General features: G+C 49.4%; 25 protein-coding genes. 1 reads left to right on the top strand and 24 read right to left on the bottom strand.

Features of this window, described 5'->3' with window-relative positions:
- Positions 1–30: 30 nt before the first annotated feature.
- The 23 genes from atpA to ADS79_RS23955 form a co-directional block, all read right to left on the bottom strand.
- Positions 31–1,542, bottom strand: a complete 1,512-nt coding sequence (gene atpA, locus ADS79_RS24065; RefSeq protein ID WP_049740874.1) for a F0F1 ATP synthase subunit alpha — start codon at positions 1,540–1,542, stop codon at positions 31–33.
- 44 nt (positions 1,543–1,586) lie between these two features.
- On the bottom strand, positions 1,587–2,114 hold the full coding sequence (locus ADS79_RS24060) for a F0F1 ATP synthase subunit delta (protein WP_049740873.1): 528 nt from the start codon (positions 2,112–2,114) through the stop codon (positions 1,587–1,589).
- Positions 2,111–2,614 (bottom strand): F0F1 ATP synthase subunit B, encoded by a 504-nt coding sequence (gene atpF / locus ADS79_RS24055; protein ID WP_049740872.1) that lies wholly within the window; start codon positions 2,612–2,614, stop codon positions 2,111–2,113. Before atpF ends, ADS79_RS24060 begins: the two co-directional genes overlap by 4 nt.
- 111 nt (positions 2,615–2,725) lie before the next feature.
- Positions 2,726–2,947 carry a F0F1 ATP synthase subunit C gene (atpE, locus tag ADS79_RS24050; RefSeq protein WP_049740871.1) on the bottom strand — a complete coding sequence of 74 codons (222 nt, stop codon included), beginning with the start codon at positions 2,945–2,947 and terminating at the stop codon, positions 2,726–2,728.
- Positions 2,948–3,003: 56 nt separating this feature from the next.
- Positions 3,004–3,825: a F0F1 ATP synthase subunit A gene (gene atpB, locus ADS79_RS24045; protein ID WP_049740870.1), complete on the bottom strand. Its 822-nt coding sequence runs from the start codon at positions 3,823–3,825 to the stop codon at positions 3,004–3,006.
- A gap of 69 nt (positions 3,826–3,894) precedes the next feature.
- A complete protein-coding gene (locus ADS79_RS24040; RefSeq protein ID WP_049740869.1) occupies positions 3,895–4,263 on the bottom strand; it encodes an ATP synthase subunit I in 369 nt (122 codons plus the stop codon).
- Positions 4,264–4,274: 11 nt separating this feature from the next.
- Positions 4,275–4,484 (bottom strand): AtpZ/AtpI family protein, encoded by a 210-nt coding sequence (locus ADS79_RS24035; RefSeq protein ID WP_084766038.1) that lies wholly within the window; start codon positions 4,482–4,484, stop codon positions 4,275–4,277.
- A 137-nt stretch (positions 4,485–4,621) separates the two neighbouring features.
- Positions 4,622–5,812, bottom strand: a complete 1,191-nt coding sequence (locus ADS79_RS24030) for an acetyl-CoA C-acetyltransferase (protein ID WP_049740867.1) — start codon at positions 5,810–5,812, stop codon at positions 4,622–4,624.
- Positions 5,813–5,953: 141 nt separating this feature from the next.
- A complete protein-coding gene (gene bioC, locus ADS79_RS24025; protein WP_049740866.1) occupies positions 5,954–6,772 on the bottom strand; it encodes a malonyl-ACP O-methyltransferase BioC in 819 nt (272 codons plus the stop codon).
- Complete coding sequence (locus ADS79_RS24020; RefSeq protein ID WP_084766037.1) at positions 6,773–7,483, bottom strand: alpha/beta fold hydrolase; 711 nt, start codon at positions 7,481–7,483, stop codon at positions 6,773–6,775.
- Position 7,484: 1 nt separating this feature from the next.
- Complete coding sequence (gene bioF, locus ADS79_RS24015; RefSeq protein WP_049740865.1) at positions 7,485–8,720, bottom strand: 8-amino-7-oxononanoate synthase; 1,236 nt, start codon at positions 8,718–8,720, stop codon at positions 7,485–7,487.
- Positions 8,721–8,734: 14 nt separating this feature from the next.
- Entirely contained in the window at positions 8,735–9,730 is a 996-nt protein-coding gene (gene bioB, locus ADS79_RS24010) for a biotin synthase BioB (RefSeq protein WP_049740864.1), read from the bottom strand.
- Entirely contained in the window at positions 9,727–10,473 is a 747-nt protein-coding gene (gene bioD, locus ADS79_RS24005; RefSeq protein WP_049740863.1) for a dethiobiotin synthase, read from the bottom strand. The genes bioB and bioD overlap by 4 nt, the downstream gene beginning before the upstream one ends.
- Positions 10,470–11,858: an adenosylmethionine--8-amino-7-oxononanoate transaminase gene (gene bioA / locus ADS79_RS24000; RefSeq protein WP_049741127.1), complete on the bottom strand. Its 1,389-nt coding sequence runs from the start codon at positions 11,856–11,858 to the stop codon at positions 10,470–10,472. Before bioA ends, bioD begins: the two co-directional genes overlap by 4 nt.
- A 124-nt stretch (positions 11,859–11,982) precedes the next feature.
- Positions 11,983–15,147, bottom strand: a complete 3,165-nt coding sequence (locus tag ADS79_RS23995) for a phosphodiester glycosidase family protein (RefSeq protein WP_049740862.1) — start codon at positions 15,145–15,147, stop codon at positions 11,983–11,985.
- Between the two features lie 421 nt (positions 15,148–15,568).
- Positions 15,569–16,717: a non-hydrolyzing UDP-N-acetylglucosamine 2-epimerase gene (wecB, locus tag ADS79_RS23990; protein ID WP_049740861.1), complete on the bottom strand. Its 1,149-nt coding sequence runs from the start codon at positions 16,715–16,717 to the stop codon at positions 15,569–15,571.
- A 17-nt stretch (positions 16,718–16,734) separates the two neighbouring features.
- On the bottom strand, positions 16,735–17,364 hold the full coding sequence (gene upp / locus ADS79_RS23985; RefSeq protein WP_049740860.1) for a uracil phosphoribosyltransferase: 630 nt from the start codon (positions 17,362–17,364) through the stop codon (positions 16,735–16,737).
- A gap of 150 nt (positions 17,365–17,514) precedes the next feature.
- Positions 17,515–18,765, bottom strand: a complete 1,251-nt coding sequence (locus ADS79_RS23980; protein ID WP_049740859.1) for a serine hydroxymethyltransferase — start codon at positions 18,763–18,765, stop codon at positions 17,515–17,517.
- A 54-nt stretch (positions 18,766–18,819) separates the two neighbouring features.
- Positions 18,820–19,389: a TIGR01440 family protein gene (locus ADS79_RS23975; RefSeq protein WP_049740858.1), complete on the bottom strand. Its 570-nt coding sequence runs from the start codon at positions 19,387–19,389 to the stop codon at positions 18,820–18,822.
- Positions 19,390–19,845, bottom strand: a complete 456-nt coding sequence (gene rpiB, locus ADS79_RS23970) for a ribose 5-phosphate isomerase B (RefSeq protein WP_049740857.1) — start codon at positions 19,843–19,845, stop codon at positions 19,390–19,392.
- 140 nt (positions 19,846–19,985) lie between these two features.
- Positions 19,986–20,456, bottom strand: coding sequence for a low molecular weight protein arginine phosphatase (locus ADS79_RS23965; protein ID WP_049740856.1), 471 nt, complete (start codon positions 20,454–20,456; stop codon positions 19,986–19,988).
- A 49-nt stretch (positions 20,457–20,505) separates the two neighbouring features.
- Complete coding sequence (locus ADS79_RS23960; protein ID WP_049740855.1) at positions 20,506–21,066, bottom strand: manganese efflux pump MntP; 561 nt, start codon at positions 21,064–21,066, stop codon at positions 20,506–20,508.
- A 57-nt stretch (positions 21,067–21,123) separates the two neighbouring features.
- Positions 21,124–22,215, bottom strand: a complete 1,092-nt coding sequence (locus ADS79_RS23955; RefSeq protein WP_049740854.1) for an L-threonylcarbamoyladenylate synthase — start codon at positions 22,213–22,215, stop codon at positions 21,124–21,126.
- 227 nt (positions 22,216–22,442) lie between these two features.
- Here ADS79_RS23955 and ADS79_RS23950 point away from each other — a divergent pair, with 227 nt between their 5' ends.
- Positions 22,443–23,237 (top strand): DUF3298 and DUF4163 domain-containing protein, encoded by a 795-nt coding sequence (locus ADS79_RS23950; RefSeq protein ID WP_049740853.1) that lies wholly within the window; start codon positions 22,443–22,445, stop codon positions 23,235–23,237.
- Positions 23,238–23,308: 71 nt separating this feature from the next.
- Here the strand turns inward: ADS79_RS23950 and spoIIR are convergent, their stop codons facing one another.
- Positions 23,309–24,082 (bottom strand): stage II sporulation protein R, encoded by a 774-nt coding sequence (spoIIR, locus tag ADS79_RS23945; protein WP_049740852.1) that lies wholly within the window; start codon positions 24,080–24,082, stop codon positions 23,309–23,311.
- Between the last annotated feature and the right edge of the window lie 74 nt (positions 24,083–24,156).

Genomic DNA, 24,156 nt, shown 5'->3' with positions numbered 1-24,156 from the left:
GCATGCATCTGATGTCTATCAGGTTAACGATTAGCGAGTTACCGAAAAGCCTTTTTTGAACTCTTCGATCGCTGCGTTCAATTCTTTTTCATCTGGGAGCTCATGCGTCGTACGGATATGCTCCAACAGTTGTGGTTTGTTGGAATCCAGGTAAGACAGAAGCTCCTTCTCAAAGCGGCCTACGTCTCCTACTGGAATATCATCCAGGAAACCTTTTGTTGCTGTATAGATAGAAGCGACTTGCTTCTCAACAGGCATTGGATCGAACTGGCCTTGTTTCATGATTTCCATCAAGCGCTCACCACGAGTCAAACGAGCTTGAGTTGCTTTGTCCAGGTCAGAACCGAACTGAGCAAATGCAGCAAGCTCACGGTATTGAGCCAACTCAAGCTTGAGTGGACCTGATACCTTTTTCATCGCCTTGATTTGAGCCGAACCACCTACACGGGATACGGAAAGACCAGTATTTACTGCAGGACGTTGACCTGCGTTGAAAAGGTCTGTCTCAAGGAAGATCTGACCATCGGTGATGGAGATCACGTTCGTTGGAATGTATGCAGAAATGTCACCCGCTTGGGTTTCAATGAACGGCAGAGCTGTAATAGAACCGCCACCCAGATCATCAGACAATTTCGCAGCGCGCTCCAGCAAGCGGGAGTGCAAGTAGAAAACGTCACCAGGGTATGCTTCGCGGCCTGGAGGACGACGGAGCAACAGGGACATTTCGCGGTATGCAGAAGCCTGTTTAGACAGGTCATCGTATACGCACAGAACGTGTCCGCCCTTGTACATGAAGTATTCACCCATTGTTACACCACAATAAGGAGCCAGGTACAGCATTGGAGCTGGGTCAGATGCTGTAGCGGATACGATGATGGTGTACTCAAGAGCTCCTGCTTTACGCAGGGTTTCTACGATGTTTGCAACGGTGGATTGCTTTTGACCGATAGCAACGTAGATACAAACCATGTTTTTGCCTTTTTGGTTGATGATCGTGTCGAGCGCCACGGATGTTTTACCTGTTTGGCGGTCTCCAATGATCAACTCACGTTGGCCACGTCCAACTGGAATCATTGCGTCAATCGCTTTGATACCAGTTTGGAGCGGTTCGTGTACGGATTTACGCGCCATAACACCAGGAGCTGGGCTCTCGATAGGGCGGAAACCATCGTTTGCGATTGGGCCCAGGCCATCGATTGGTTGACCCAGTGGGTTTACTACGCGACCAAGCATCGCTTCCCCAACTGGAACTTCCATTACGCGGCCGGTACGTTTTACAGTATCGCCTTCCTTAATGTCGCGGAAAGGTCCCATAATAACGACACCCACGTTATCTGCTTCCAAGTTGAGTACCATACCCATTACGCCATTTTGGAACTCGAGGAGTTCACCTTGCATGGCTTTTTCCAAACCGTGAACGCGGGCGATACCGTCACCTACCTGGATAACAGAGCCTACATCCACAACTTCGATTTCAGATTTAAAGTTAGCGATCCGCTCTTTAATGAGGGAGCTAATCTCTTCTGGTCTGATTGCACTCACTTAATTCACCCCATTCATCCAACTTCTTAAAGAGCCATCGAACTTTACGCTCTTAGCGCAAAGGTTTCCAACTTCGTTTTCAGGCTGCCATCGTACAGACGGTCGCCGATCTTGATAATAATGCCGCCGAGAATCGTAGGATCTACGATCGCTGTTAGACGCAGCTTTTTGTTCAGTGTTTGACCGAACTTCTCAGCAAGCTCCGCTTGTTCTTCAGAAGACAGCGGTTTTGCGCTCGTAACTGTCGCTTCTGCGAAGCCACGTGCATCGTTTGCCAATTGAACGAAAGAGCTATAGATATCAGACAGCTGAACCTCGCGTCCATTTTCAATCAGGACGTTCAAGAAGTTGAAGCTCTCTTCACCTACGTGGCTTTTGAACAGTTCGTCAGCCAGCTTGCTTTTCGCATCTGCTGCAATGTGCGGGTGCTGCATGATCTTTTTCAGATCTTCATTTCCTTCAACAGCCTCCACAATCGCACCAAGGTCAGCTTCCACCTGATCAATCTTTCCACGCTCGCTCGCTACTTCAAAGAGAGCGCGAGCATAGCGTTTCCCTACTGCGCTACTCATAGGCGATCTCCCACTTGTGCGAGAAATTTATCAACAGTAGACTTTTGAGCAGCTTCATCCAGTTCTTTTTCGATAATCTTGGAAGCCAAGAGTACGGAAAGACTAGTCATTTGCTCACGCAGTTCGAGTTTTGCTTTTTCTACTTCACGAGCCAGTTCAGCACTTGCGTCCGCTTTCAAACGCTCGGATGCAGCTTGTGCTTCAGCTACGATTTTGCTTGCTTCATCAGAAGCTTGCTTTGCAGCACGGTCAATGATTGCTTTGGATTCAGCACGAGCTTCATCCAGCACGCGGCGTTGTTCCGCGAGCAGTGCTTCTGCCTCAGTGCGGTTGCGTTCAGCTGAGGAGATTTGGCTTTCGATATGCTGACGACGTTTTTCCATGATACCCACGATTGGGCCCATAGCTAATTTACGAACAAGCAAGAGCAACAACAAGAATACAATTGCCTGAGTTAAGAGCGTTCCCCATTCCAGGGAGACAGCACCAAAGTCTAACATTCGTTTCACTCCTTCCTGCGAAAAGAAAGATGTATCTTTAAGGTTCAAACCTTTTATTTCAAAAATAGAGGCGGGTAACAAGCGCCCGCCTATGTGTTACTAGTTGCTCGCTTACAGACGACCGTAAAGGATGAAACCGATCGCAACAGCGATAATCGGAACTGCCTCTACCAGACCAAGACCCAGGAACATGAGACCCATCAGGTTACCACGTGCTTCTGGTTGACGAGCTACGCCTTCAATTGTACGAGAAATTACCAAAGAGTTACCGATCGCTGCACCAAGAGCAGCCAGACCAAATACGATACCAATTGCTAATGCCAAACCTTCCATTGTTTAAAAACCTCCTTAGTGTTGTAAAACCGAGAATGAAATACAGAAATAGCTGATTAATGATCTTCGTTCACTTGCTGTGACAGGTAAACCATCGCCAGCGTTGTAAAAATGAACGCCTGTACAGAACCGACGAACACGGAGTAGCCCAGCCATACGAACAACGGAATGCTACCGAAGATTCCTACACTGAGCAGGAATGAGATCAAAACCTCACCTGCAAAGATGTTACCGAATAGACGCAAAGGAAGCGTCAGCGGCTTAATGATGAACTCCTCCAAGATGTGAATCGGGTTCAGGAATGTATGTTTCAACCATCCGCCAAAGCTCTTCTTGATTCCCAAATAGTGTGCGTACAGAAGAACGATAAACGCCAGAGCGAAGGTTACGCTCGGAGTTGCGGTTGGCGATTTCCACCAGCCAATGACTACACCGTGGGCGTGCGGATCATTAGAGTTCAACTCTTCCATCACCTTGTCCACTTTTTGCTTTTTCATTTCCTCATTGGTGGATGCTGTCAACCAATCGACAACCTTATCACTAACCACTTCTTGTTTCACCGGATCATTGTGGTGAGCCGTATTTACGTTAAACAGAAGTCCTAGCTGGTTTCCAAGGAAAATGTAAAGGAACAAAGTGAGTGCCAAGGATACAAAACCCGCAGCCTTCTTTGGTGAGATATAGCTTTTTGTGATACCAGTTACAAAGTCAACAATCCATTCCATCACGTTTTGTGCGCCGCTTGGAGTAGCGGAGGTCAGATTGCGACTCATACCGATACACATAAAGAGTACCACCAGAGAGGTAACCAAAATCATGAGAATAGTGGAGATGTCGAATACCATGCCCAGCCATTCAAATCGCAGAGAATAATGCATGTATTTCACCCCTTTCTTCCGCGCGAGTATGTTTCATAAGCTACATCATAAAGAAAGAATCCCTACTATCTATTTAAAGGAGCGATACACAAAAAGGAAACTGAGAATCTGAAAGAGGAACAAACCAATCAGCACTCCAGCGAGTCCGAACAAGTGGGGAAAACGCATGGTCAAGAAGACTGCGAATCCTGCAACAACAAGGCGTTGTAGCATGCCAGTCCCTTTTGGTCGAATACTTGGATCAACAGCCATCTGACCAATGCGCCAAGTTTTGCTAAAGAGGACTGTTCCATTCACGAGACTTCCAGCCATCCCAAGCAGGAGGCTTTGCAGAAAAAAGCGATAAGATGGCAATACCGCCCACAGTATTGTAGCGATTGCCATACAGAAAAAGGCATAGCGAAAAGTGGCTCGCATAGCCGAAGAAAACGTTTGCATGTCCCATCTCCCTAGAGGTAACCGCGAACAATGCGGTAGACGCTGTACACGCCAATACCTAATCCTGCGAGCAATCCAACCATCAGAAACAGAGGGTTGGTAGCAAAGAAGCCATCCAGGTATTTCCCTAGAAGAACCCCGCCGATGACACAAACGGCCATGTCGACACCAATAAGGGTGACTAACGTGATAGCCCGCCAAGGATTATCAATTTTCGACACAGAGCAACATTCTCCTTTCATACATAAGGAGAGGGCAGGTGTCAAGTACCCCTTTGCCCTCATCCATATTAACGAAGAATTATTCCCTTTGTCAATGTTCGGCTTCGTCTGTACACAAAGCGTTCACAATTGAAGCTTTATATTTTTTCAATAATGGTAGCAACCCCTTGACCACCGCCAATACATAGCGTTGCTAACCCATATTTTACCCCTTCTCGTTTTTGTAATTCGTGAACAAGTGTAACCAAGATTCTCGCTCCGCTTGCCCCAATTGGGTGACCTAAAGCGATGGCTCCGCCATTAACGTTCAGCTTTTCACGATCGATTTCAAGTGCGTTTCCAACAGAAAGAGACTGGACGGCAAATGCTTCGTTTGCTTCGATCAGATCCATGTCGGATATTGACAGTCCGGCTTTTGCCATGACTTTTTTTGTCGCAGGTACAGGACCATACCCCATAATGCTAGGATCGACACCCGCGCTTGCATTAGCAACAATGCGCGCAATCGGCTTCACACCCAGCTCATCAGCCTTTTCGCGAGACATGATTAATAAAGCTGCAGCGCCATCGTTGATACCCGATGCGTTGCCTGCTGTAACAGTTCCATCCTTTTTAAATGCTGGCTTCAGCTTGCCAAGATTCTCGGCTGTGACACCTGCCCGCGGGAATTCATCAACAGAGAAAAGAATAGGGTCACCTTTTCGTTGGGGAATCGCAACAGGGACGATCTCTTCCTGGAAACGTCCAGAGGTGAGTGCTTGCTGGGCTTTTTCCTGGCTCCATGCGGCAAACTCGTCCTGCTCCTCGCGCCCGATCTCATATTGTGTGCACAGATTTTCAGCCGTGATTCCCATATGATAATCGTTGAATGCGCACCACAGACCATCGCGAATCATCGAGTCTACGACCTTTTGATCGCCCATGCGATACCCGGTTCGTGCACCTTCCATTAAATACGGAGCCTGGCTCATATTTTCCATGCCGCCGGCGAGTACAACATCGGCGTCTCCGCTTGCAATCGCCTGGACAGCCAGATGCACTGCCTTGAGACCGGAGCCGCATACCTTGTTGATTGTCAAAGAAGGTACTTCATTCGCAAGACCTGCTTGTATCGAAGCCTGACGAGCAGGATTTTGACCGAGACCTGCGGAGAGTACATTCCCCATGATCACTTCATCTACACAATCCTTGGATACGCCTGCACGCTCAAGCGCTGCTTCCAGCACGACTGCCCCCAGCTTGGTAGCACTGATTCCTGCAAGTGTCCCTTGAAAGCTTCCTATCGCAGTGCGCACGGCACTAACAATAACGATCTCCTTTTGACTCATCTTTTACACCCCTTACGAACAGGATAGTCAACCTTCTTAAGATTCCCTCTTTTTTTACAAATTCCTGCAAGAAATCGCTTTCTTTTGGAAACTTATCAGTAAAATAAAATTGTCACACTCGCATGCGCCCCCTTTTGCCTGCTATACGCTCCTTTTTCCGTGCACATATACGATTTCGTACGTTACAGGTACGCCCTGCTCGCTACCATATATCCGTTCATAGCTTCGCATCATCTCCAGCATCAGCTTCCTGCTTCCCAAGCCTCCTGTTTGATCATGACTCGCGTTTGCTCCCACTGCTTTGACAGCATGCAGAAAATCCATCACCGTGGGATATGTCAGAATGACCTTTTGCGAGGACACTCGGATATCACGAAAGCCCGCTCGCCCGATCATCTCGCTCCACTCGCTTGCATCCATCAGGTACAAGCCATGTCTGACGTTCGGCTCACCTAGACTGGCATGTGCATACGCAAAGGAATCATGCAATTCACAAAAGGTAGCTGATCCAAACGTCGAAAAGAAGAGATTTCCCTCTAGTCGCAATAAGCGATACAATCCTCGCAAGGTTCGCTCTGGCTGTGTGAACCATTGAAAGCATGCCCCCGAGAGAATTAGGTCTTGGGACCCTGCCGGCTGACGCCACACCCAATCTTCTGCATCCTCCTGCAAAAATGAGCATGACAAGTGAAGCTTAGCCAATCGCTCCTTCGCTTTTTGCAGCATCCCGGAAGCCACATCAATCGCCTGGTAGCTTGCCTCCTGAAAATGTTTGCGAGCCAAGCAAGTAAGACCGCCTGTACCACAGCCGATCTCAAGCATATGCCTCACGTTCGTTGTGCAGGCAGACTCCTTCACCATCTCAAACAGCCCCGTAGCCATTTGCTTTTGTACCAGAGCGTACTTTTCATAGGATTGGGCCTTTGCACTAAAACGGCTGCCTACAACCGTTCTCCCCATTTATCCCCACCATCCTTTTATCGCTTCGCTAACGGCATTCGGGCAGGTAACAGGCAGCGCATGCCCACTACCGACCATCGGAAAAAATGACGCTCCCGGGATGAGTGCAGACAGCTCTTCGCCTGCTGGCAGTGGACAAATGACATCCTCGGTACCATGAATAACGAGTGTCGGACAGATAATAGAGGACAGTAGTGGACGACAATCCTCCTCAGCCAAATACGAAAGACCTGCCACCAGCGCTGCAAGGCTCCACTCTGACCTGTCTAACGTAAAAGTAGACAGAGCGATAGAAAGCTCTCGTTCTTTTTCCGAAAGCATCCTTTCTACGAAATCCGTCATGACCCTCTCCCGCTCCATCGGTAAAAGCTGCTTCATACGTTGAAGCACAATCTCGCTCCAGCCCCTGTCACGCTCGGCCCTTGTTCGAACAAAGCGAGCGGTGCTGCCGATCAGGACAAGGCCTGTTACCGGATACGATGCAGCCAGTCGCAGAGCCAGCATTCCACCCAGAGACCAGCCGACCACGAGCATAGATCGGGCATCGACACCGATGACAGCCTTTTCGATCACTTGGTAGAAATGATCTGGGCGATCGACCGCGGAGTAATCTGGCATAATAAAACGACAATCTGGAAAATTCGCTCGTACATTGTCCCAACAATCATTCGACATTCCCCATCCGGGAAGCAATAGAATGGTTCTCTCCATCTCATACCTCCTCCGACTGTTCCAAGACGCGTTGGTCGACATGGCCAGAATCAGCGTGCATTAGCTCAGCGCGTATTGCTGCAAGCTGGTCAGCTGCCCATTTTAGCTCGGCGTGTGTGTGCGTTGCCATCACTGTGAAACGGATACGTGCACTACCAGCCGGCACCGTAGGCGGACGGATTGCAACGGCAGAGATTCCTCGTTCAATCAGCATTGTGCTATATCGTAAAGCTAGTTCATTTTCTCCAATCATAAGCGGAATAATCGGAGTGTCTCCATCCCCTACCATAAATCCGTGCTCACGCAGCATTTGCCGAAACAAAATCGCATTTCTCTTTACTGCGCGCCTCCTCCACGTCTCCGTCCGAACGAGCGATAGCGCTTCTAAAACAGAACCGATGACAGCAGGAGGGAGCGCCGTTGAATAGATGTGCGAGCGCGCTTTGGCCGTCAAATAACGGATGATCTCCTGATCCGCACACACATAAGCGCCATAGACGCCAAATGCCTTGCTGAACGTCCCCATCAGCACATCAATCTTTTCAGCTACGCAAACCTCATGACAAAGCCCCTGCCCCTCTTCTGCACGGACTCCGCCTGCATGCGCCTCATCAACCATCAGCATCGCTCCAAAGCGTTCCTTTAGCATCACCAGAGAAGTAAGGCGTGCCATATCCCCATCCATCGAAAAGATGCTGTCGGTAATGATCCATTTTCGCTGGACATGCTCATGCTGGGACAACAGCTCCTCCAAATGGTTTAGATCGTTGTGCCGATAGCGTATATGCTTTGCCCGGCTGAGAATGATCCCGTCTACGATACTGGCGTGATTCCAGCGATCGCTGAACACGACATCCCCACGGCCAATCAGTGCCGAAATCACGCCCGTATTCGCCTGATAGCCGTTTGCAAATACAAGCGCACCGTCCCGCTTTTTCCAGGCCGCCAATTCTTGCTCCAGCTCCTCATACAAGGCGTAGTTTCCAATGACGAGACGGGAGGCAGTACTGCCTGCCCCCCACCTTCTTGCTGCTCTCGTTCCAGCTTCCACGATTCGCTGATCATGAGCGAGGCCGAGATAGTTATTGGAGGACAAATTCAACAGCCTGCGTCCCTCAACCCGAATCCATTTTCCCTGTTCTTCACCACAAGACTCCACAGCCTGCAGACGCCTCGTCGTCGCCTCTTGCTCCATCTGACGCCATTCTTCCTCCAGCCATGCGTATCGAGTATCCATCTAGCTACCTCCTGCTACAACGCGCATAGCTCGATCTCAAAACCGAGGTCTTCAATCATCTGATGGTCAGTCGATATTTCTTGTCCTGGTGTCGTTAAGTAATCCCCAACAAACAGCGAATTGGCAGCGTACAAAGACAGCGGCTGCAGGCTTCGCAGATTGAGCTCGCGCCCTCCCGCTACACGAATTTCTTTGTCCGGGCAAACAAACCGGAACAGGGCGAGAACGCGCAAAGCTTTCTGGGCTGGTGTGCGCCCCATCTTCTCCAATGGAGTTCCCGGGATTGCATTTAAAAAGTTGACGGGAATCGAATCGGCATCAAGTGTGCGCAAGGCAAATGCCATTTCCACGATTTCTTCATCGCTTTCTCCCATGCCGATAATGACACCCGAGCAAGGAGACAAGCCCGCTCTTTTGGCGGTGTCTACCGTTTCCACTCGCTGATCGTACGTATGCGTGGTTGTAATATCTGGATAATGCTTACGACTGGTATTCAGGTTGTGGTTGTAGCGATGGACCCCTGCCTCCTTTAAGCGAGTCGCTTGATCTTCGCTGAGAATGCCTAAACAGGCGCATATTTTCAGTGGCATCGTCGCACGAATTTCCTTTACGGCTTCCTCTACCTGACTCAGTTCTTTTTCGGTAGGTCCTCTCCCTGAGGCTACAATGCAGTATGTACCGGCTTTTCGATTCAGTGCCTCTCGCGCACCAGCCAAAAGCGTTTCTTTATCGAGCATCGTGTATTTAGCCACAGGCGCGGTCGAGACGATAGATTGCGAGCAATAGCCACAGTCCTCCGGGCACAGTCCACTTTTTGCATTCAGGATCATATTCAGTTTGACTTTCTTTCCAAAAAAGTGCTTTCTGACGAGAAATGCTGCATCCATTAAAGGCAGCAACTCATCATCTTCTGCATGCAGCACTTGCAATGCCTCTTCCTGAGTCAATTCTACTTTTGTGATCGCTTTGTTTGCGTAGTCCATCCACTTCATACCGATTGCTGGTTTCATCTTCTCATCTCTCCCTTTTTCACCTGGCTTGTTATGCAGGTACGGATTTTCTCCAGATTGATCTGCTCTCGCACGATGGAAACAAGCTTTTGCTGCTGGAGCGGTTCGTCGATCCACGGGAATGTTCCCCATACGGGCACCTGTCCGTAGTACTCGATCATTTTGGCGTTTGTTTTTACGCTCTCGTCTGTGGTTTCCTCTGGCCTGGTCACATTCAAAATGACGCCAGCCACTTCGATGCCAAGCTTACGGGCGTACCAGACGGACAATAGAGTGTGATTGATCGTTCCTAGCCCAGCTCGTGCCACCAAAAGCAGAGGCAGCTGCAAATGAGCCGCCAGATGCGCCATCATTTCCGCTCGTGTTAGTGGAACTGCCAAGCCCCCAGCTCCCTCAACCAGCAATGCCGTATGCCGCTGCTGAAGCAATCTCCCCCCGGCTACGACCTCATCCATGGTCAAGCTTTTGCCAATGGCCTCGGCAGCCAGCAAAGGGGTCAGCGGCGCCGGAAAAACGAGAGGAGCAATTTCAGTGCAAGAATCCGCTACTCCACTCCATTGCTTCAAGCGAAAGGCATCACTATCGGGGTCATTTGCCAGAGCGCCTGACTGAACGGGCTTCCAAACGCCGATATCCTCTCCGTCTTGCCGCAGTGCAGCAGCGATTCCTGCAGTGACCATCGTTTTGCCTACGCCTGTATCGGTCCCTGATATAAACAATCCGGAAAATGCATCCTTGGTCATGGCCGTCCCACCGCTTTCTGGGTGGTTACCTCCCAGATGGACTCGGAAAGGATCTGGACCATCTCACCCAGCTCCTCGATCGTCGACGCGAGCGGTGGAATCAGGACAATGACATTCCCCAGAGGCCTGGTCAAAAGGCCTTTTTCTCTGGCAAGCTGGCACACGCGCACTCCGATTCGGTCATTCCATGCATAAGACTCCTTGGTCTGTTTATCGCGAACCAGCTCAATCCCGGCCATCAAGCCCTTGCTGCGAATCTCGCCGACATGCGGCTGTTCGGCCAGCGGTGCAAGCAAGCCTTCTAGCGCCTCTGCTTTCTCCGCTACGTCCGCAACCAGTCCACGCTCCTCCATCAAGCGCAAATTCGCAAGCGCTACAGCACAGCCAAGTGGATTGCCTGTAAACGAGTGTCCATGAAAAAACGTTTTCTGCTCCTCGTAATCTGCATAAAAGGCATCATAGATTTTTTCTTTGACCAGCGTCGCAGCAACAGGCAGGTAGCCTCCCGTAATTCCTTTGGCAACAGCCATAATGTCAGGCACTACCTCATCATGCTCGCAAGCAAACATTTTTCCTGTCCGCCCAAAGCCTGTTGCTACTTCATCCGCGATCAGCAGAACATCGTATGCTTGCAGCATCTCTGCGATTTTTTTCAGGCAACCATCCGGCATAATAATCATGCCTCCTGCCCCTTGCACGACAGGCTCGACAATCATCGCCGCTATTTCATGACTGTGCTGGTCTAGCAATTTCTCCAATCGCTCCAGCGTGTTTTCTACTGCTGCCTTTTCTCCCCCGTCTCTATACGGATACGGGTACGGGATGATATGCGGAGAGAAAAGCAGCGGCTTGTACACCTGATGATAAAGCGGGATGGCACCGACACTGGTGGCACCAATCGTATCGCCATGGTAGGCATTGTTCATCGTAATAAAAGAATGCTTGCCGGCGATTCCACGATTTTGCCAATACTGAAATGCCATTTTCAAGGCGATTTCAACGGCGGTCGCTCCATTGTCCGAATAAAAGACTTTGGTTAAGCCCGTCGGAGCAATGCGCACCAGCTGCTCTGCCAACAAAATAGATGGGACATTCGCCATGCCCAGCAGCGTAGAATGTGCCACCTGCCCAAGCTGCCGGGTAATCGCTTCGTTGAGCTGCGGGACGTTGTGGCCGTGTACATTGAGCCAAACGGAAGAAAATCCGTCGTAATAGGCGCGGCCATTCACGTCGTAGAGCTTTACCCCTTCGCCTCGTGCAATAATCAGCGGATCCTCTGCCAGATAGTCCTTCATTTGCGTAAAGGGATGCCAGAGAAACTGCTTATTTTTGGCAGCAAGCTCGTCATGATTATTTAACAACCAGATCACCTCGTTAGTTAACATATATTTGTTAACTAACATTCTATGTTGGTTAACTCATTTTGGCAAAAGGTTTTTTCGTGCGTACAAAAAAGGACCAAGCTTCTCCTGTTACAGGAGGCTTGGTCCTTCTCTATCAAAACGGCACTTATTTCGTAAGGTGCAAAATACGGTACAATGCCACGACGCAAACTGCTCGGCTCGTTGCACTGTTTGGTTGATATTTGCTGTTTACTGGATCAATCAATCCAAGTCCAACCATATTCGTGATGGACGCAGATGCCCAGGAAGGCCACGTTCCCTTATCCGAAACGGTTTTGGCAGCTCCTTTTTTATTCAGGAGACGATCCAAAATAACTGCTGCTTCCGCACGGGTCACGGACTGATCCGGACGGAAGGTATTGTCTGCATATCCCTTTACCAGTCCCTTGGAGACGGCAACCTGAACAGCTCCTTGTGCATAGGCCGGCACCTTGTCTTTGAAATTGAGCTTAGGTGTAGCCGGCAGGTCCCATTCAAATGTTCTCGCTAGCAAGGTAACAAACTGCGCTCTGGTCAAGGAAGCATTCGGTCCAAAGGTCGTTTCTGTCAATCCTTTTACATAGCCCTTTTCAGCCATGTAAGTGATTTCTGCTTTTGCCGGATGGTTCTCGATATCGACAAACGCTGAACCACCTGTACCCGCGTTGTCTAGGTAATATGGCACGTATTTGCCATAGCTGTTCACTTCGTATACCCACTGCCCCTGTGCATTGACAGTGCCCAATAGTGGATCAAGCGTCTGATTGGCTTCATTGACGAACAGAAGACCGATTCCTTTGCCTGCGATCCATTGTTTTGGTGCAAGCGTCAATTGGATTGGTGTTGTCGAGATACGATCTTCCTGACCTTCCTTCAGATCGCCCGGCTTAATCGTAAAGGAGTAATCAGCTGGTACATAACCTGGCAGCTGCTGTGTCACAATCGAGTCAATCTCTACTGTGGCGCTGTCCAGGAACGAAGCTGCATTGACCATGGAGTAGTTCAAATCCAGCTCCTTGCCCAGGGAAATTGTTCCTGGCAGTTCTGGAACGACAGCTGTATTGCTAGGCTGACCTGTTTGATTTGGCAACAGAAGCGAGAACTCATCGAAGTATAGTGTTCCCTGGTCTTGGGTAATGCCATCGTTCGGCTGATCAACGACGTACACACTCTTCAGCTGCAATGGATATGCGACTCCGCTTGGGAAGTACGCTTTAACCTGCTTCCAGCCTGTCCAGTCGATTTCTTTTGCCAGATCGAGGTATACACTTTTGCCGTTTGCGTCAATCGCTTCAGCCCGCAGCCAGTGCCTGCTGTTGTCGCTATACACCCACAAACCTAATCCTAATGGCTTGCCTGGAATGGCCACAGGAGTTGGCCCCAGTATGCCGTATGCGAAGCGCATGCCGCTGCTCGGAGCTGCCGAGAAGTTGTATACCAGCTTGGCTGCTTTCTTCGTTCTGAATACCTGATCGGTAACAGTCGTAAAGGAACCACTTGTGCTGATGCTTGTTGGATTTCCTGCGTGGTACATGCCCACCAGGTTGTCAAAGGTGAGCCATGGCTCTTCAAATTGTCCAACTGCGATTGGTACGCTGGTAGACACGCCATCGTACGTGATCGTCAAGGTAGCATTGCCAGGCACATTTCCAGCTACCAGCTGCAGCTTGTCGTTTATCGTTGCGATATCAGAATTGATGCTTGCCTGAACGCTCAAAGGCGTTGCTTGTACGACTGACCCTTTCTTTGTCTTGATTTTCACATCAAGTGTCAGGGCTTGTCCCGGTGCAATCGTGAGTGGATTTGGCGACACGACGATCTGCTGGACATCATTTCCAGAAATGACTTGAATCTCTTTATTTTGCGACACATTACCCAGTCGTGCTGTCAGAGTAATTTGACCCGAGCGAGCAGGTGTAAACTTCTGTCCATTTACAGTTCCCGCCTCAGACTGACTGGCATCCCAGGTGACGTTGGAAGCATTAATCGCATATGGCTGGTAATGCGTGTCATACCCTTTGGAAGCTGTCAGCGGAATGCTTTGACCAATCAGCACATCGGATGGCACATCAATTTGGAATCCTCTTAATTCTCCTGGCGGTGCTGTGTTGTAAACAGCAAGTCCTGTCGGAACACGCCGTTCTGTCCCGCCACTTGGTTTATTGGACAAGGTGGCGTATGTATCTCCAAGCGATCTTGTTGCCAATGTGGTTGAGCCGCCGCCATCAAAGTTGACTGCGCGATACGAGCCCAGCTCAGCCATGACCTTTGCCAGCTCATCGAGGTAAACCCCGTTGCTTGCATCAATCGTGACCATGTAGAGCGTCTTGCCGTCCTGAGAAACACCGACAGCCGTACGCGCTGTTAGCGAAATAATCGATTTGTCTGCCTGGAAAGAGGTCAATGCCTTGCCCTGATCTACTAGCAGCACGTTTCCGCCTACCGCTTGCGTCAAGCCGATGTTTTGAGGAGTCGTTTGGTACTCGGCGACTGCGCTGGCACCTACAGGAAGATTTTGCTTGAGAAAAGCTGCTGCTTCGCCATGCCCCCACAAAACGAATCCGTTATAAGGAATAGGTGCTCCCGGCTGGTTCATACGCACCTCTTTGACGACATGGTCAACCACAACCACCTCGACAACATCCTTGTAGCCCGTGATAGCACCAAGGCTTGTCTTACCAAAAGCAGGTGTGTACAGGTTCAATTGGTTTTGGTGGCTTTTTCGGCCGTCGCTCGGATTGTAATCTTCCTTGTTTACCCCTTGCAGCGGATAAGTCGCACCACTACCTGTCGTTACCTTTCCACCAAAGCCGAACTTGTCGATAAAGGCAGTCTTGTCACCCTTCAGACCTAAGCTGTACCAGTACGAAATCAGACCCATTGAAGAGATCGTCTGCTCATCCTTCACTACGATACCAAATGGTGCACCGCGCTTGGACATATTGAAAAAGTCCGCATTGACGGCTGCGACTGCACCCGTTTCCCGCGCCATTTGGGTTACGGTTTGTCGATCGGTCAGCTTGCCTGCTGTCCCGTACACAGGCTTCACTTCAACATACTGGTTGTTCAGATCCACCTTGGTTACCATTACCGTAATGGGCTTATCCGCAAAAGATTTCGTGTATTTGAGTAAAGTGGTCCCCTCTCCAATCGGGGTCTGCCACACCATTTGCAATGCGCTGCTTTCCGCTCTGGCCTGTGCAACATTCGTCGCAAGCGGCGCAAACGGAACAAAAGCTCCCCAGGCCATTGTTGTAGCCGTGAGCAGCGTCACTATTTTTCGCGCTCTCATATTGGTGACTCCTCTCCCTTTTCCAATCTTGTGTCTGTAAGTGCGTGTTCAAAAAGTTGGCTTTTCAGCACCGAGAAAATGGCGAGAACCGTACGAAGGAGGAGCGGAATGTAGGCAAACTACATGAGCACCAGACTTCGAAGGTGAACGCCATTTTCGATGTCGAATTAGCTTTCAGGACTCCTTCGTGATCAAAAGACGACTTTTTGAACAACCTCTGTAAGTTATGTACGTGTACAACTAAAATATAGACGCATCATAGTGGGTGATAGTTTCGCATAATCGCTATATTCATAATTAGAAAAACATACCAACTATATACTAACTGGAACAAAAAGAAAACCCACCCGGTTACTTGTACAAACCGGATGGGTTCTCACAGCTTTATATCACTTATTTTGAGCGCTAACATTCTGCTAGATTATTGGCCAGCTTGGAAAGGTTCTGGACGCTCAGCACGTATTCCGAAATGATGCAAGATCGCTTCGACAATTCGTCTGGACGCTTCGCCATCCCCATACGGGTTGGCTGCATGTGCCATAGCATTGTATGCTTCCTGGTTGGTCAGGAGTTCCTTTGCCATCGCGTACACCTGCGCTTCTTCTGTACCAGCCAGCTTCAACGTGCCTGCTGCAATCCCTTCCGGACGCTCTGTCGTATCGCGAAGCACCAGCACTGGAACTCCCAAAGAAGGTGCTTCCTCCTGTACTCCGCCAGAGTCAGTCAGGATCAGATGTGCACGGCGTGCAAAGTTATGGAAATCTGTCGCATCCAAAGGATCAATCAGCTGGATGCGGTCATGACCACCAAGCAGCTCTTGCGCTACTTCCTGCACAGCCGGATTCAGGTGGACAGGATACACAACCGCGATTTCCGGATGCTCGTCCACAAGCCTTCTGACTGCACGGAAAATTTGGCGCATGGGCTCGCCCAGGTTCTCACGACGATGGGCCGTCATCAGCACCAGCTTATGATCACCTACACGGTCTAGCACAGGGTGCGTGTAATTTTCCTGCACAGTCGTTTTCAGCGCATCAATGGCTGTATTTCCGGTAATGTAAATGCGCTCCTCAGGCTTGGCTTCACGGCGCAGGTTGTCCGCAGAGCTTTCCGTTGGTGAGAAATGCAGATCTGCCATTACACCGGTCAATTGACGATTCATCTCTTCCGGGAATGGAGAATACTTATCCCACGTACGCAACCCCGCTTCCACATGCCCGATCGCTACCTGATTGTAAAAAGCCGCCAGACTGGCAACAAAGGTCGTAGACGTATCACCGTGAACCAACACGATGTCCGGCTTGACTTCCTTCATCACCGTATCCAGACTCTCAAGCGCACGGCTAGTCAGACCAACCAAGGTTTGTCGGTCTTTCATAATGTTCAAGTCAATGTCCGGCTTGATTTTAAAAATCTCCAGCACCTGATCCAGCATTTGACGATGCTGGGCGGTAACGCAAACGATTGATTCGATCTCTTCGCTGTGCTTGTTTAGCTCATGCACCAACGGAGCCATCTTGATCGCTTCCGGCCGCGTACCGAATACCGTCATTACTTTACATGTTTTCATCGGTTTTCCCTCTCTAGCTACTTCGTGCCGTACAGACGATCACCTGCATCACCCAGGCCAGGCACGATGTATCCATGGTCATTTAAGTATTCATCTATAGCCGCTACATAAATGTCTACATCCGGATGCTCTTCCTGCACCATTTTGATACCTTCTGGAGCCGCGATGAGACACATCAGCTTCAAGTTTTTCGCACCGCGATTTTTCAATGCGGTAATCGCAGCAACAGCAGATCCACCCGTTGCCAGCATCGGATCTGTGACGATCAGTTCACGCTCAGCGACATCGGAAGGCAGCTTGACGTAGTATTCCACTGGCTGCAATGTTTCCGGATCGCGGTAAAGACCTACATGGCCTACCTTTGCAGCTGGAATCAGCTTCATCAAACCGTCTACCATTCCAAGACCTGCACGCAAAATAGGTACCAGACCTACTTTTTTACCAGCAATTACGTTGGATTTACAAGTAGCTACCGGCGTCTCGATTGTTGTCTCCTCGAGAGGCATCTCACGCGTGATTTCATAGCCCATCAGCGTGGTTACTTCATCCACCAGCTCACGAAATTCCTTGGTTCCCGTATTCTTGTCACGGATAAACGTTACTTTATGCTGAATTAGTGGGTGGTCAAACACATATACACGGCTCATTTAAGCTCCTCCGTTTCCCTATCAATGCATCTTTTTCATAATAGCGAAGGAGTGTGCTGGCGTCAATTTGCCCAATCTTCATTCTTTTATTAAAAAAAGAAAACAGACCCGCATGAAAATCTCCATGGGGCCTGCATTTTGTCGAGCCTATTAAATATTCAAGCCTTCATACATCGGGAAGCGTTGGCACAAAGCTGCCACACGTTGACGTGCTTCTTCGTGTTTTGCTGCGTCTTCTGGATTTTTCAAAGTGAGCGCGATGATTGCTGCTACTTCTTTCATCGCCTCTTCGTCAAAGCCACGGCTCGTTACAGCTGGTGTACCCATACGAACACCGCTTGTTACAAACGGGCTTTGTGTATCGTAAGGAATCGTATTTTTGTTTGTAGTGATGCTTACTTCATCCAGAAGATGCTCAGCTACTTTACCAGTCAAACCGATTTTGCTCACATCAACCAGGACGAGGTGGTTATCGGTTCCGTCAGATACGAGAGTCAAGCCTTCTGCTTTGAGAGCTTCTGCAAATGCACGCGCATTTTTCACAATATTTTCTGCGTACTCTTTGAAATCCGCTTGCAGTGCTTCACCGAAGGAAACCGCTTTTGCCGCGATTACGTGCATCAGTGGTCCACCCTGTACACCAGGGAATACGGATTTGTCGATTGCTTTTGCAAACTCTTCCTTGCACAGGATCAAACCGCCGCGTGGTCCACGCAGTGTTTTATGTGTAGTGGAAGTAACGAAATGCGCATATGGCACTGGGTTTTGATGCTGACCTGCTGCTACCAGACCAGCGATGTGCGCCATATCTACCATGAAATAAGCGCCTACTTCATCAGCAATCTCACGGAACTTGGCAAAGTCGATCGCGCGTGGGTATGCACTCGCACCTGCAACAATCAGCTTAGGCTTGTGCTCCAATGCTTTGGCACGAACATCGTCGTAGTTGATCAAATGTGTTTCCTGGTCTACTCCGTACTCTACGAAGTTGTACAGGGTACCGGAGAAATTCACAGGGCTTCCGTGAGTCAAGTGACCGCCATGGGAGAGATTCATTCCGAGTACAGTATCGCCTGGCTGCAGAATTGTAAAGTAAACAGCCATATTCGCTTGTGCGCCAGAGTGTGGCTGAACGTTTGCATGCTCAGCGCCAAACAGCTCTTTTACACGATCGCGAGCGATGTTTTCCACGATATCTACGTATTCGCATCCGCCATAATAGCGACGGCCTGGATAGCCTTCTGCGTATTTGTTAGTCAGTACAGTACCCATCGCTTCCATAACGGCACGGCTAACGAAGTTCTCAGATGCAATCAGCTCAATCTTGTCGCGCTGTCTTCCCAATTCCAGTTGAATGCCTTCCAATACTTGTGGGTCTTGTTTACGCAAAAAATCTAGCATGATCTATTCTCCTCCTTAGAATACGGGCTTGTCTTTTTGAATAAAGCCCTCTTTTTAGGTACAGCTATCAGTAAGAGGTGTAACTTCGTATACCGCTCGGGCGCCACCAATCAGTTTGGGTCTAGTTGAAGCAGCTGTAACATGCGCTTCACCCACACTTCGGAGCGACGGGCGAACAGGTACCGCGACATGCTTCAGATGCATGCCGATGAAAGTGTCGCCAATATCAATTCCAGCATGAGCCTGGATATGCTCAACAACCACGGGGTCCGTCATCTGTAAATAAGCATGAGCTGCCATGGAACCACCTGCAGTCGGGACAGGCACAACAGAGACCTCGTCCCATCCGTGACGCTCCATTGTATCCCGCTCCAGAACCAGTGCCCTGTTCAAATGTTCACAACATTGAAATGCAACTGCAAAACCAAGCTGCTCCTGTGCCGTGCGAATCCCACGATAAATCGCTGCTGCCACGTCCTTGCTGCCTGCTTTGCCAATATGGTTCCCCAGAACTTCGCTCGTACTGCAGCCGATTACCATGATTTGACCTGCCTTGATTTTGGCAAGGCGGCCTACCTCGTCGACAATCTCACGCACTTGATTTTCGATGGCGGACAGATCCACTTACTTCCCTCCCGCGTGCTTCTCTTCAATCTGGGTGATCTTGTCCACACGGCGTTCATGGCGTCCACCCTGAAATTCAGTTTCCAACCAAATTTTCACGATATCGAGTGCCAGTCCAGGGCCAATGACACGCTCACCCATCGCGAGTACATTTGTATTGTTGTGCTCACGGGTTGCTCGTGCAGAGAACGTGTCGTGCACCAAGGCACAGCGGATGCCAGGCACCTTGTTGGCTGCAATCGACATGCCGATGCCTGTCCCACACACCAATATTCCTCGTTCAAACTCGCCTGCCGCTACTTTTTCAGCTACTGGCAAAGCATAATCGGGATAGTCTACCGATTCCTCACACGTACAACCGAAATCTTCCGTTTGGATGTTCATGGAGGCAAGAAGTGTCTTGATCTCTTCCTTCAGCTTGTATCCACCGTGATCAGCAGCAATCGCCACTTTCATCTGTCATCCCTCGCTCGTTTCATAATCTCATTCATTATACATCAAAATCAGTTAAGTAAAAAGTGAACATTTTTCACTTAACAGCAAAATAATGTTCGTGCTATCGACATAAAACAAGGTCCTGGCTCTCAACCAGCACCTCATTCATCTCCAAATTCACGAAAACGCGGGTCCTTCAGCATTACGGATAGCCTGTCCAGTGATTCTTCAATTTCCTCTGCACAAAGTCGGTAATCCGCAAGTGCACCTCCAAACGGGTCAGCAATATCAGCAAATCCTTCTATCCCCACAAATTCCCGCAATGTATACACCTTGGGAATAGCGATTGGAAAAAACGATTGAATCGCGTGCTTGTGACTATTCGTCATCGTTAAAATAACATCTGACCAATCAATTAGCCCCTCATCCAGTCGGCTCGACGCATGCGCGTGCTCGATTCCTCGTTCATCCAATACCTGTTTGGCGTGCAAGGAAGCCTCTTGTCCCGGAAAAGCCGCTACCCCAGCCGAGCGTACTTCGTAGCCCAGACCTGCTGTTTTTGCGCGAAACATCGCTTCTGCCATCGGACTGCGGCAAGTGTTCCCCGTGCAGACAAACAAAATGCGCTTCACGAAACGCCCCTCCTTGTGTCAGCATCTTTATGCAACCCTTATTGTCTGCCTATAAGATGAATTTTAACCCAAAACAAAACAAAATCAGACCACCTACTAGTTCGCTATAGTCCCCCAGCCATCCTCCCACGCTTTTTCCAAGCCAGAGGCCGAAGTATGACATAGCTCCTCCCATAATACCAAAAAGAGCGATCGCTAGTATCCTGTTTACTTCAATCAAGCCAAAGGAAAAGCCGACGGTCAGAGCATCCAGACTGACGCTGAAAGCAAAAAGCAGTAATCCGAACCCTTTTGTTTTTAACACGCTCCGCTGGTCTCCATGGATAAAACCGTTCCATAGCATATGCACGCCGATCACCATGAGGACCCCGCCACCGATAAAAACGGCTATATCCCCCACCAAATCGGATAAATACGCACCAACAACGATACCGATCACGGGCATGGCAATGTGGAAAAGTCCGATTGTAATACTCACCTTCAAAATTTCCCTCAAGCGGATTCCTACCATACCGACACCGATTCCAAGTGAAAAGGCATCCATGCTTAAGGCAAAGGCAATCATGAGCAAGGTCAAAAATTGCCCCCATTGAAACAAGACTTGATCCAAGCTGCCTCCCCCTCCTTGTCTCTTCACCTTATGCGGACAAGGAGGAGTTTAGACGCTTTATACGGAGAGAATCCGGCCCCCCGCAGCCTTTTCCAGTCGATTCATAACAGCCATGCCCAAGCCATCGCGCGTGAAGGTTTCTCCCACGATAAATTGAACCTTTTGCTCATCAAACTCGCGCAATACCGCATAAAGACGCTGCGCTACTTCCTCTAAATCCGATTGAGAGCCGACAGAGAGAATCACATCCGCTTCAGGCTGTAGCTTCCAATAGGAAAGCGTCTCTTCGGAAGCAAGTACGCCTGTTTTCTGCCCATGCTGTTTCGCCTCACGCAGCATGTCACGCATCTTTTCCCGTGCTTGCCCAGCTTCTCCTGTCACCAGCCATAGCTCACCTTCTGGCGCATAGTGTGTATATTTCATCCCTGGCGCACGAGGTGTTTCCACAGCGCCCACTTGAAAAGACGGGTCCAGCGCGACGGTGCCAATTACAGCTTCCATTTGCTCACGGGTGATTCCACCTGGTCGCAAAATAATCGGCGGATCGACAGTCACATCAATCACGGTCGATTCCACTCCTACACCGGTAGCTCCTCCATCGAGCACTCCCGCTACTCGTCCCTCTAAATCAGTCAGTACATGAGCCGCAGTCGTAGGGCTCGGACGACCAGAACGATTGGCGCTGGGTGCTGCTATTGGTACCCCTGCTTCCTCAATAATGGCAAGGGCTATCGGATGATCCGGCATTCGTACACCGACCGAAGCAAGACCAGCAGTGACCAAGGACGCTACCCGATCTGTTTTGGGCAGGATGATTGTCAAAGGACCTGGCCAAAACGCGTCCATCAGCTGCTTTCCTTTTGCCGGAATGTCTTGGGCAACAGATGAGAGCTGCTCCATCGCACCTATATGCACAATCAGCGGATTATCGCTTGGTCTGCCTTTTGCCAGAAATATTTTTTCCACGGCCTCATTGGAGCATGCATTCGCTCCCAGTCCATATACCGTCTCGGTAGGAAAGGCTACGACTTCTCCATCGCGCAGAAGATGCGCGGCATCCACAATCTGTGTACAACTCCGGAGTTTTTCCACAGTATTTTCCACATCGTTATCCACAGACCAGACTTTTGTCATTTGATTGATTTCCATCGTGAAAATATCCTTTCTCTAGCTCGTTTCATTATCTAAGAGTGCCTTTAGTATAGTTGTGCAGGTAAAAGTTTTCAACAGCCTGTGGGTAACTTGTGAATAACTTTATCCCATGTACGTGGAAAACATGATTGTTACCTGTTTTTAACTTATTTTTTCTGAGCTCTGTAGTAAGATGAGCTTAGAAAAAAAATCTACCTGTCCTCATGAAAGGATTGTGAATTCATATGTCATCTTTTAAATCCGCTGCTACAAGCTTTCTCGGAACTGCTGTCCTGCTCACAGCTGTAGCTGTACCTGCACTCGCTGCTCCTGCCGCTACTTCCCCAGCCAAAACAGTTGCTCCTGCTGTTCAGGTACAAAAGCCACAGGCGCAAGGAGTCGTCATTACTCCGAAAACGATCTTGTCACAAACGAAAGAACATGATATCAAAGTGAGTGTCCCTGTCATCAGCGGACTTGAAGATAAAGCATACCAAGCACAGCTGAACGCTACCCTGCTCAAGCAAGCTCAAGATGCGATCACAGAAACACAGCAGGGAGCAAAGGAAAATGCCGCAGACGCTAAAAAATACGGCTATGATTTGCGGCCATATGCCCTCGATATTTCCTATGAGGTACAATCTACTGGCAAGCTTGTTTCGTTTTCCGTTCAAACCTATGTATATACGGGTGGTGCACACGGGATGGCCGATGTGACATACTACACCATTGCCAATCAGGCAAAAGCAAAACAGCTTACATTAGCTGACTTGTTCCAGCCCGGATACGACTACCACACTATTTTGAACCAAATGATTAAGCTGCAAATAAAAGAGGCGAATACAGCGGAAGGCTTTGATATCTACTCGTTTGAAAATATCTCTGACAACCAATCCTTCTCGTTTGAAAAAGGAGATTTGGTGATCCACTTCGGTCAGTATGAAATCGCGCCGTACGCAGCAGGAATGCCTTCGTTCACCATTCCCGCACACCGCTTCCACAATCTTTTGAAACCGGAAATTGCAGCATTGCTGCGCTAACCAATCTGCCTGTTCATTTGAAAAACGACACCTGACAATCCGTTCGGTGTCGTTTTTGCTTTTCCTGAGTCTTACGAGAACCAGCTCTCCACTTTTTCCCACAGATAAAATCTGACTTCTACTTCTGGCTGCTCTGCTGGCTTTGCTTCTTCGCTGGAAATGCCGAGCTCTGGCTGCTCTACTTTTTCTACCACTGGCTGCCTTTCTTGTTCAAAACGAGCCTGACGCCACTGGTGCAATTCTCCAAGTGAATCATCCTTACTCATGATCGAAGTCGCTTGGTCCACTGGCTCGCTTTCTTTCGTGCCTTCTGCCTCATTCGATTGCTCCTCACTTGCTTTCGCAGTCGCTACTGCATCTCCATTCGACATATCGATAAAGCAGAGCGGCGGGAACAATACGCACCACCAGTTTTGTCCCTTTGCTTCTCCGATTCTGACACGCAGCGCCTCGTAATTACCAGCTGGATACACATACGAGCCGTATAGCTTTGTCGGGAACGGAACTTGGCCGAAATCGACTACAGCTGTATAGGTAAAACCACGTTCACGTATGGTTTTGTCTACGACTTCCTGCAATACTGGCAGATTCGCCTCTACGACTTCCTGCGCTTCGTCAAATGTTTTGATCTCGTCAGCCCAGGTTTCCATTTGCGCGATGAGAGCATCCCGTACTTCGCGCTTCAACCATTGGTCCTGAACCGAATCACTATTGGCAATAATGCGAAGTCTGATAGATTCCTCAGGGATCGGCCCATTATCCAATACATTAGCCGAAGTATGCTGTCCCTCCCAGCTCATCATGAGCACGATCAACGTAAATCCTAATAGCAGCGTCCGTTTCATGGCTTCCCGTCTCCCTTTCTACTGATCTTCCGAGTCTCTTTTTCTTCTTAGGATCAGTATGGACACGATCATGC

This window comes from Brevibacillus reuszeri, assembly GCF_001187725.1.
GTDB classification, from domain to species: domain Bacteria; phylum Bacillota; class Bacilli; order Brevibacillales; family Brevibacillaceae; genus Brevibacillus; species Brevibacillus reuszeri.
The sequence above is the reverse complement of the archived record's forward strand: the minus strand, read 5'-3'. Positions and strand labels throughout refer to the sequence as shown.

Coding starts and splice junctions, on each gene's coding strand:
- ADS79_RS24060 (WP_049740873.1), bottom strand. CDS start 2,114: ATGAGTAGCGCAGTAGGGAAACGCTATGCTCGCGCTCTCTTTGAAGTA.
- atpF (WP_049740872.1), bottom strand. CDS start 2,614: ATGTTAGACTTTGGTGCTGTCTCCCTGGAATGGGGAACGCTCTTAACT.
- atpE (WP_049740871.1), bottom strand. CDS start 2,947: ATGGAAGGTTTGGCATTAGCAATTGGTATCGTATTTGGTCTGGCTGCT.
- atpB (WP_049740870.1), bottom strand. CDS start 3,825: ATGCATTATTCTCTGCGATTTGAATGGCTGGGCATGGTATTCGACATC.
- ADS79_RS24040 (WP_049740869.1), bottom strand. CDS start 4,263: ATGCAAACGTTTTCTTCGGCTATGCGAGCCACTTTTCGCTATGCCTTT.
- ADS79_RS24030 (WP_049740867.1), bottom strand. CDS start 5,812: ATGAGTCAAAAGGAGATCGTTATTGTTAGTGCCGTGCGCACTGCGATA.
- bioC (WP_049740866.1), bottom strand. CDS start 6,772: ATGGGGAGAACGGTTGTAGGCAGCCGTTTTAGTGCAAAGGCCCAATCC.
- ADS79_RS24020 (WP_084766037.1), bottom strand. CDS start 7,483: ATGGAGAGAACCATTCTATTGCTTCCCGGATGGGGAATGTCGAATGAT.
- bioF (WP_049740865.1), bottom strand. CDS start 8,720: ATGGATACTCGATACGCATGGCTGGAGGAAGAATGGCGTCAGATGGAG.
- bioB (WP_049740864.1), bottom strand. CDS start 9,730: ATGAAACCAGCAATCGGTATGAAGTGGATGGACTACGCAAACAAAGCG.
- bioD (WP_049740863.1), bottom strand. CDS start 10,473: ATGACCAAGGATGCATTTTCCGGATTGTTTATATCAGGGACCGATACA.
- bioA (WP_049741127.1), bottom strand. CDS start 11,858: ATGTTAACTAACGAGGTGATCTGGTTGTTAAATAATCATGACGAGCTT.
- ADS79_RS23995 (WP_049740862.1), bottom strand. CDS start 15,147: ATGAGAGCGCGAAAAATAGTGACGCTGCTCACGGCTACAACAATGGCC.
- wecB (WP_049740861.1), bottom strand. CDS start 16,717: ATGAAAACATGTAAAGTAATGACGGTATTCGGTACGCGGCCGGAAGCG.
- upp (WP_049740860.1), bottom strand. CDS start 17,364: ATGAGCCGTGTATATGTGTTTGACCACCCACTAATTCAGCATAAAGTA.
- ADS79_RS23980 (WP_049740859.1), bottom strand. CDS start 18,765: ATGCTAGATTTTTTGCGTAAACAAGACCCACAAGTATTGGAAGGCATT.
- rpiB (WP_049740857.1), bottom strand. CDS start 19,845: ATGAAAGTGGCGATTGCTGCTGATCACGGTGGATACAAGCTGAAGGAA.
- ADS79_RS23955 (WP_049740854.1), bottom strand. CDS start 22,215: ATGGAAATCAATCAAATGACAAAAGTCTGGTCTGTGGATAACGATGTG.
- ADS79_RS23950 (WP_049740853.1), top strand. CDS start 22,443: ATGTCATCTTTTAAATCCGCTGCTACAAGCTTTCTCGGAACTGCTGTC.
- spoIIR (WP_049740852.1), bottom strand. CDS start 24,082: ATGAAACGGACGCTGCTATTAGGATTTACGTTGATCGTGCTCATGATG.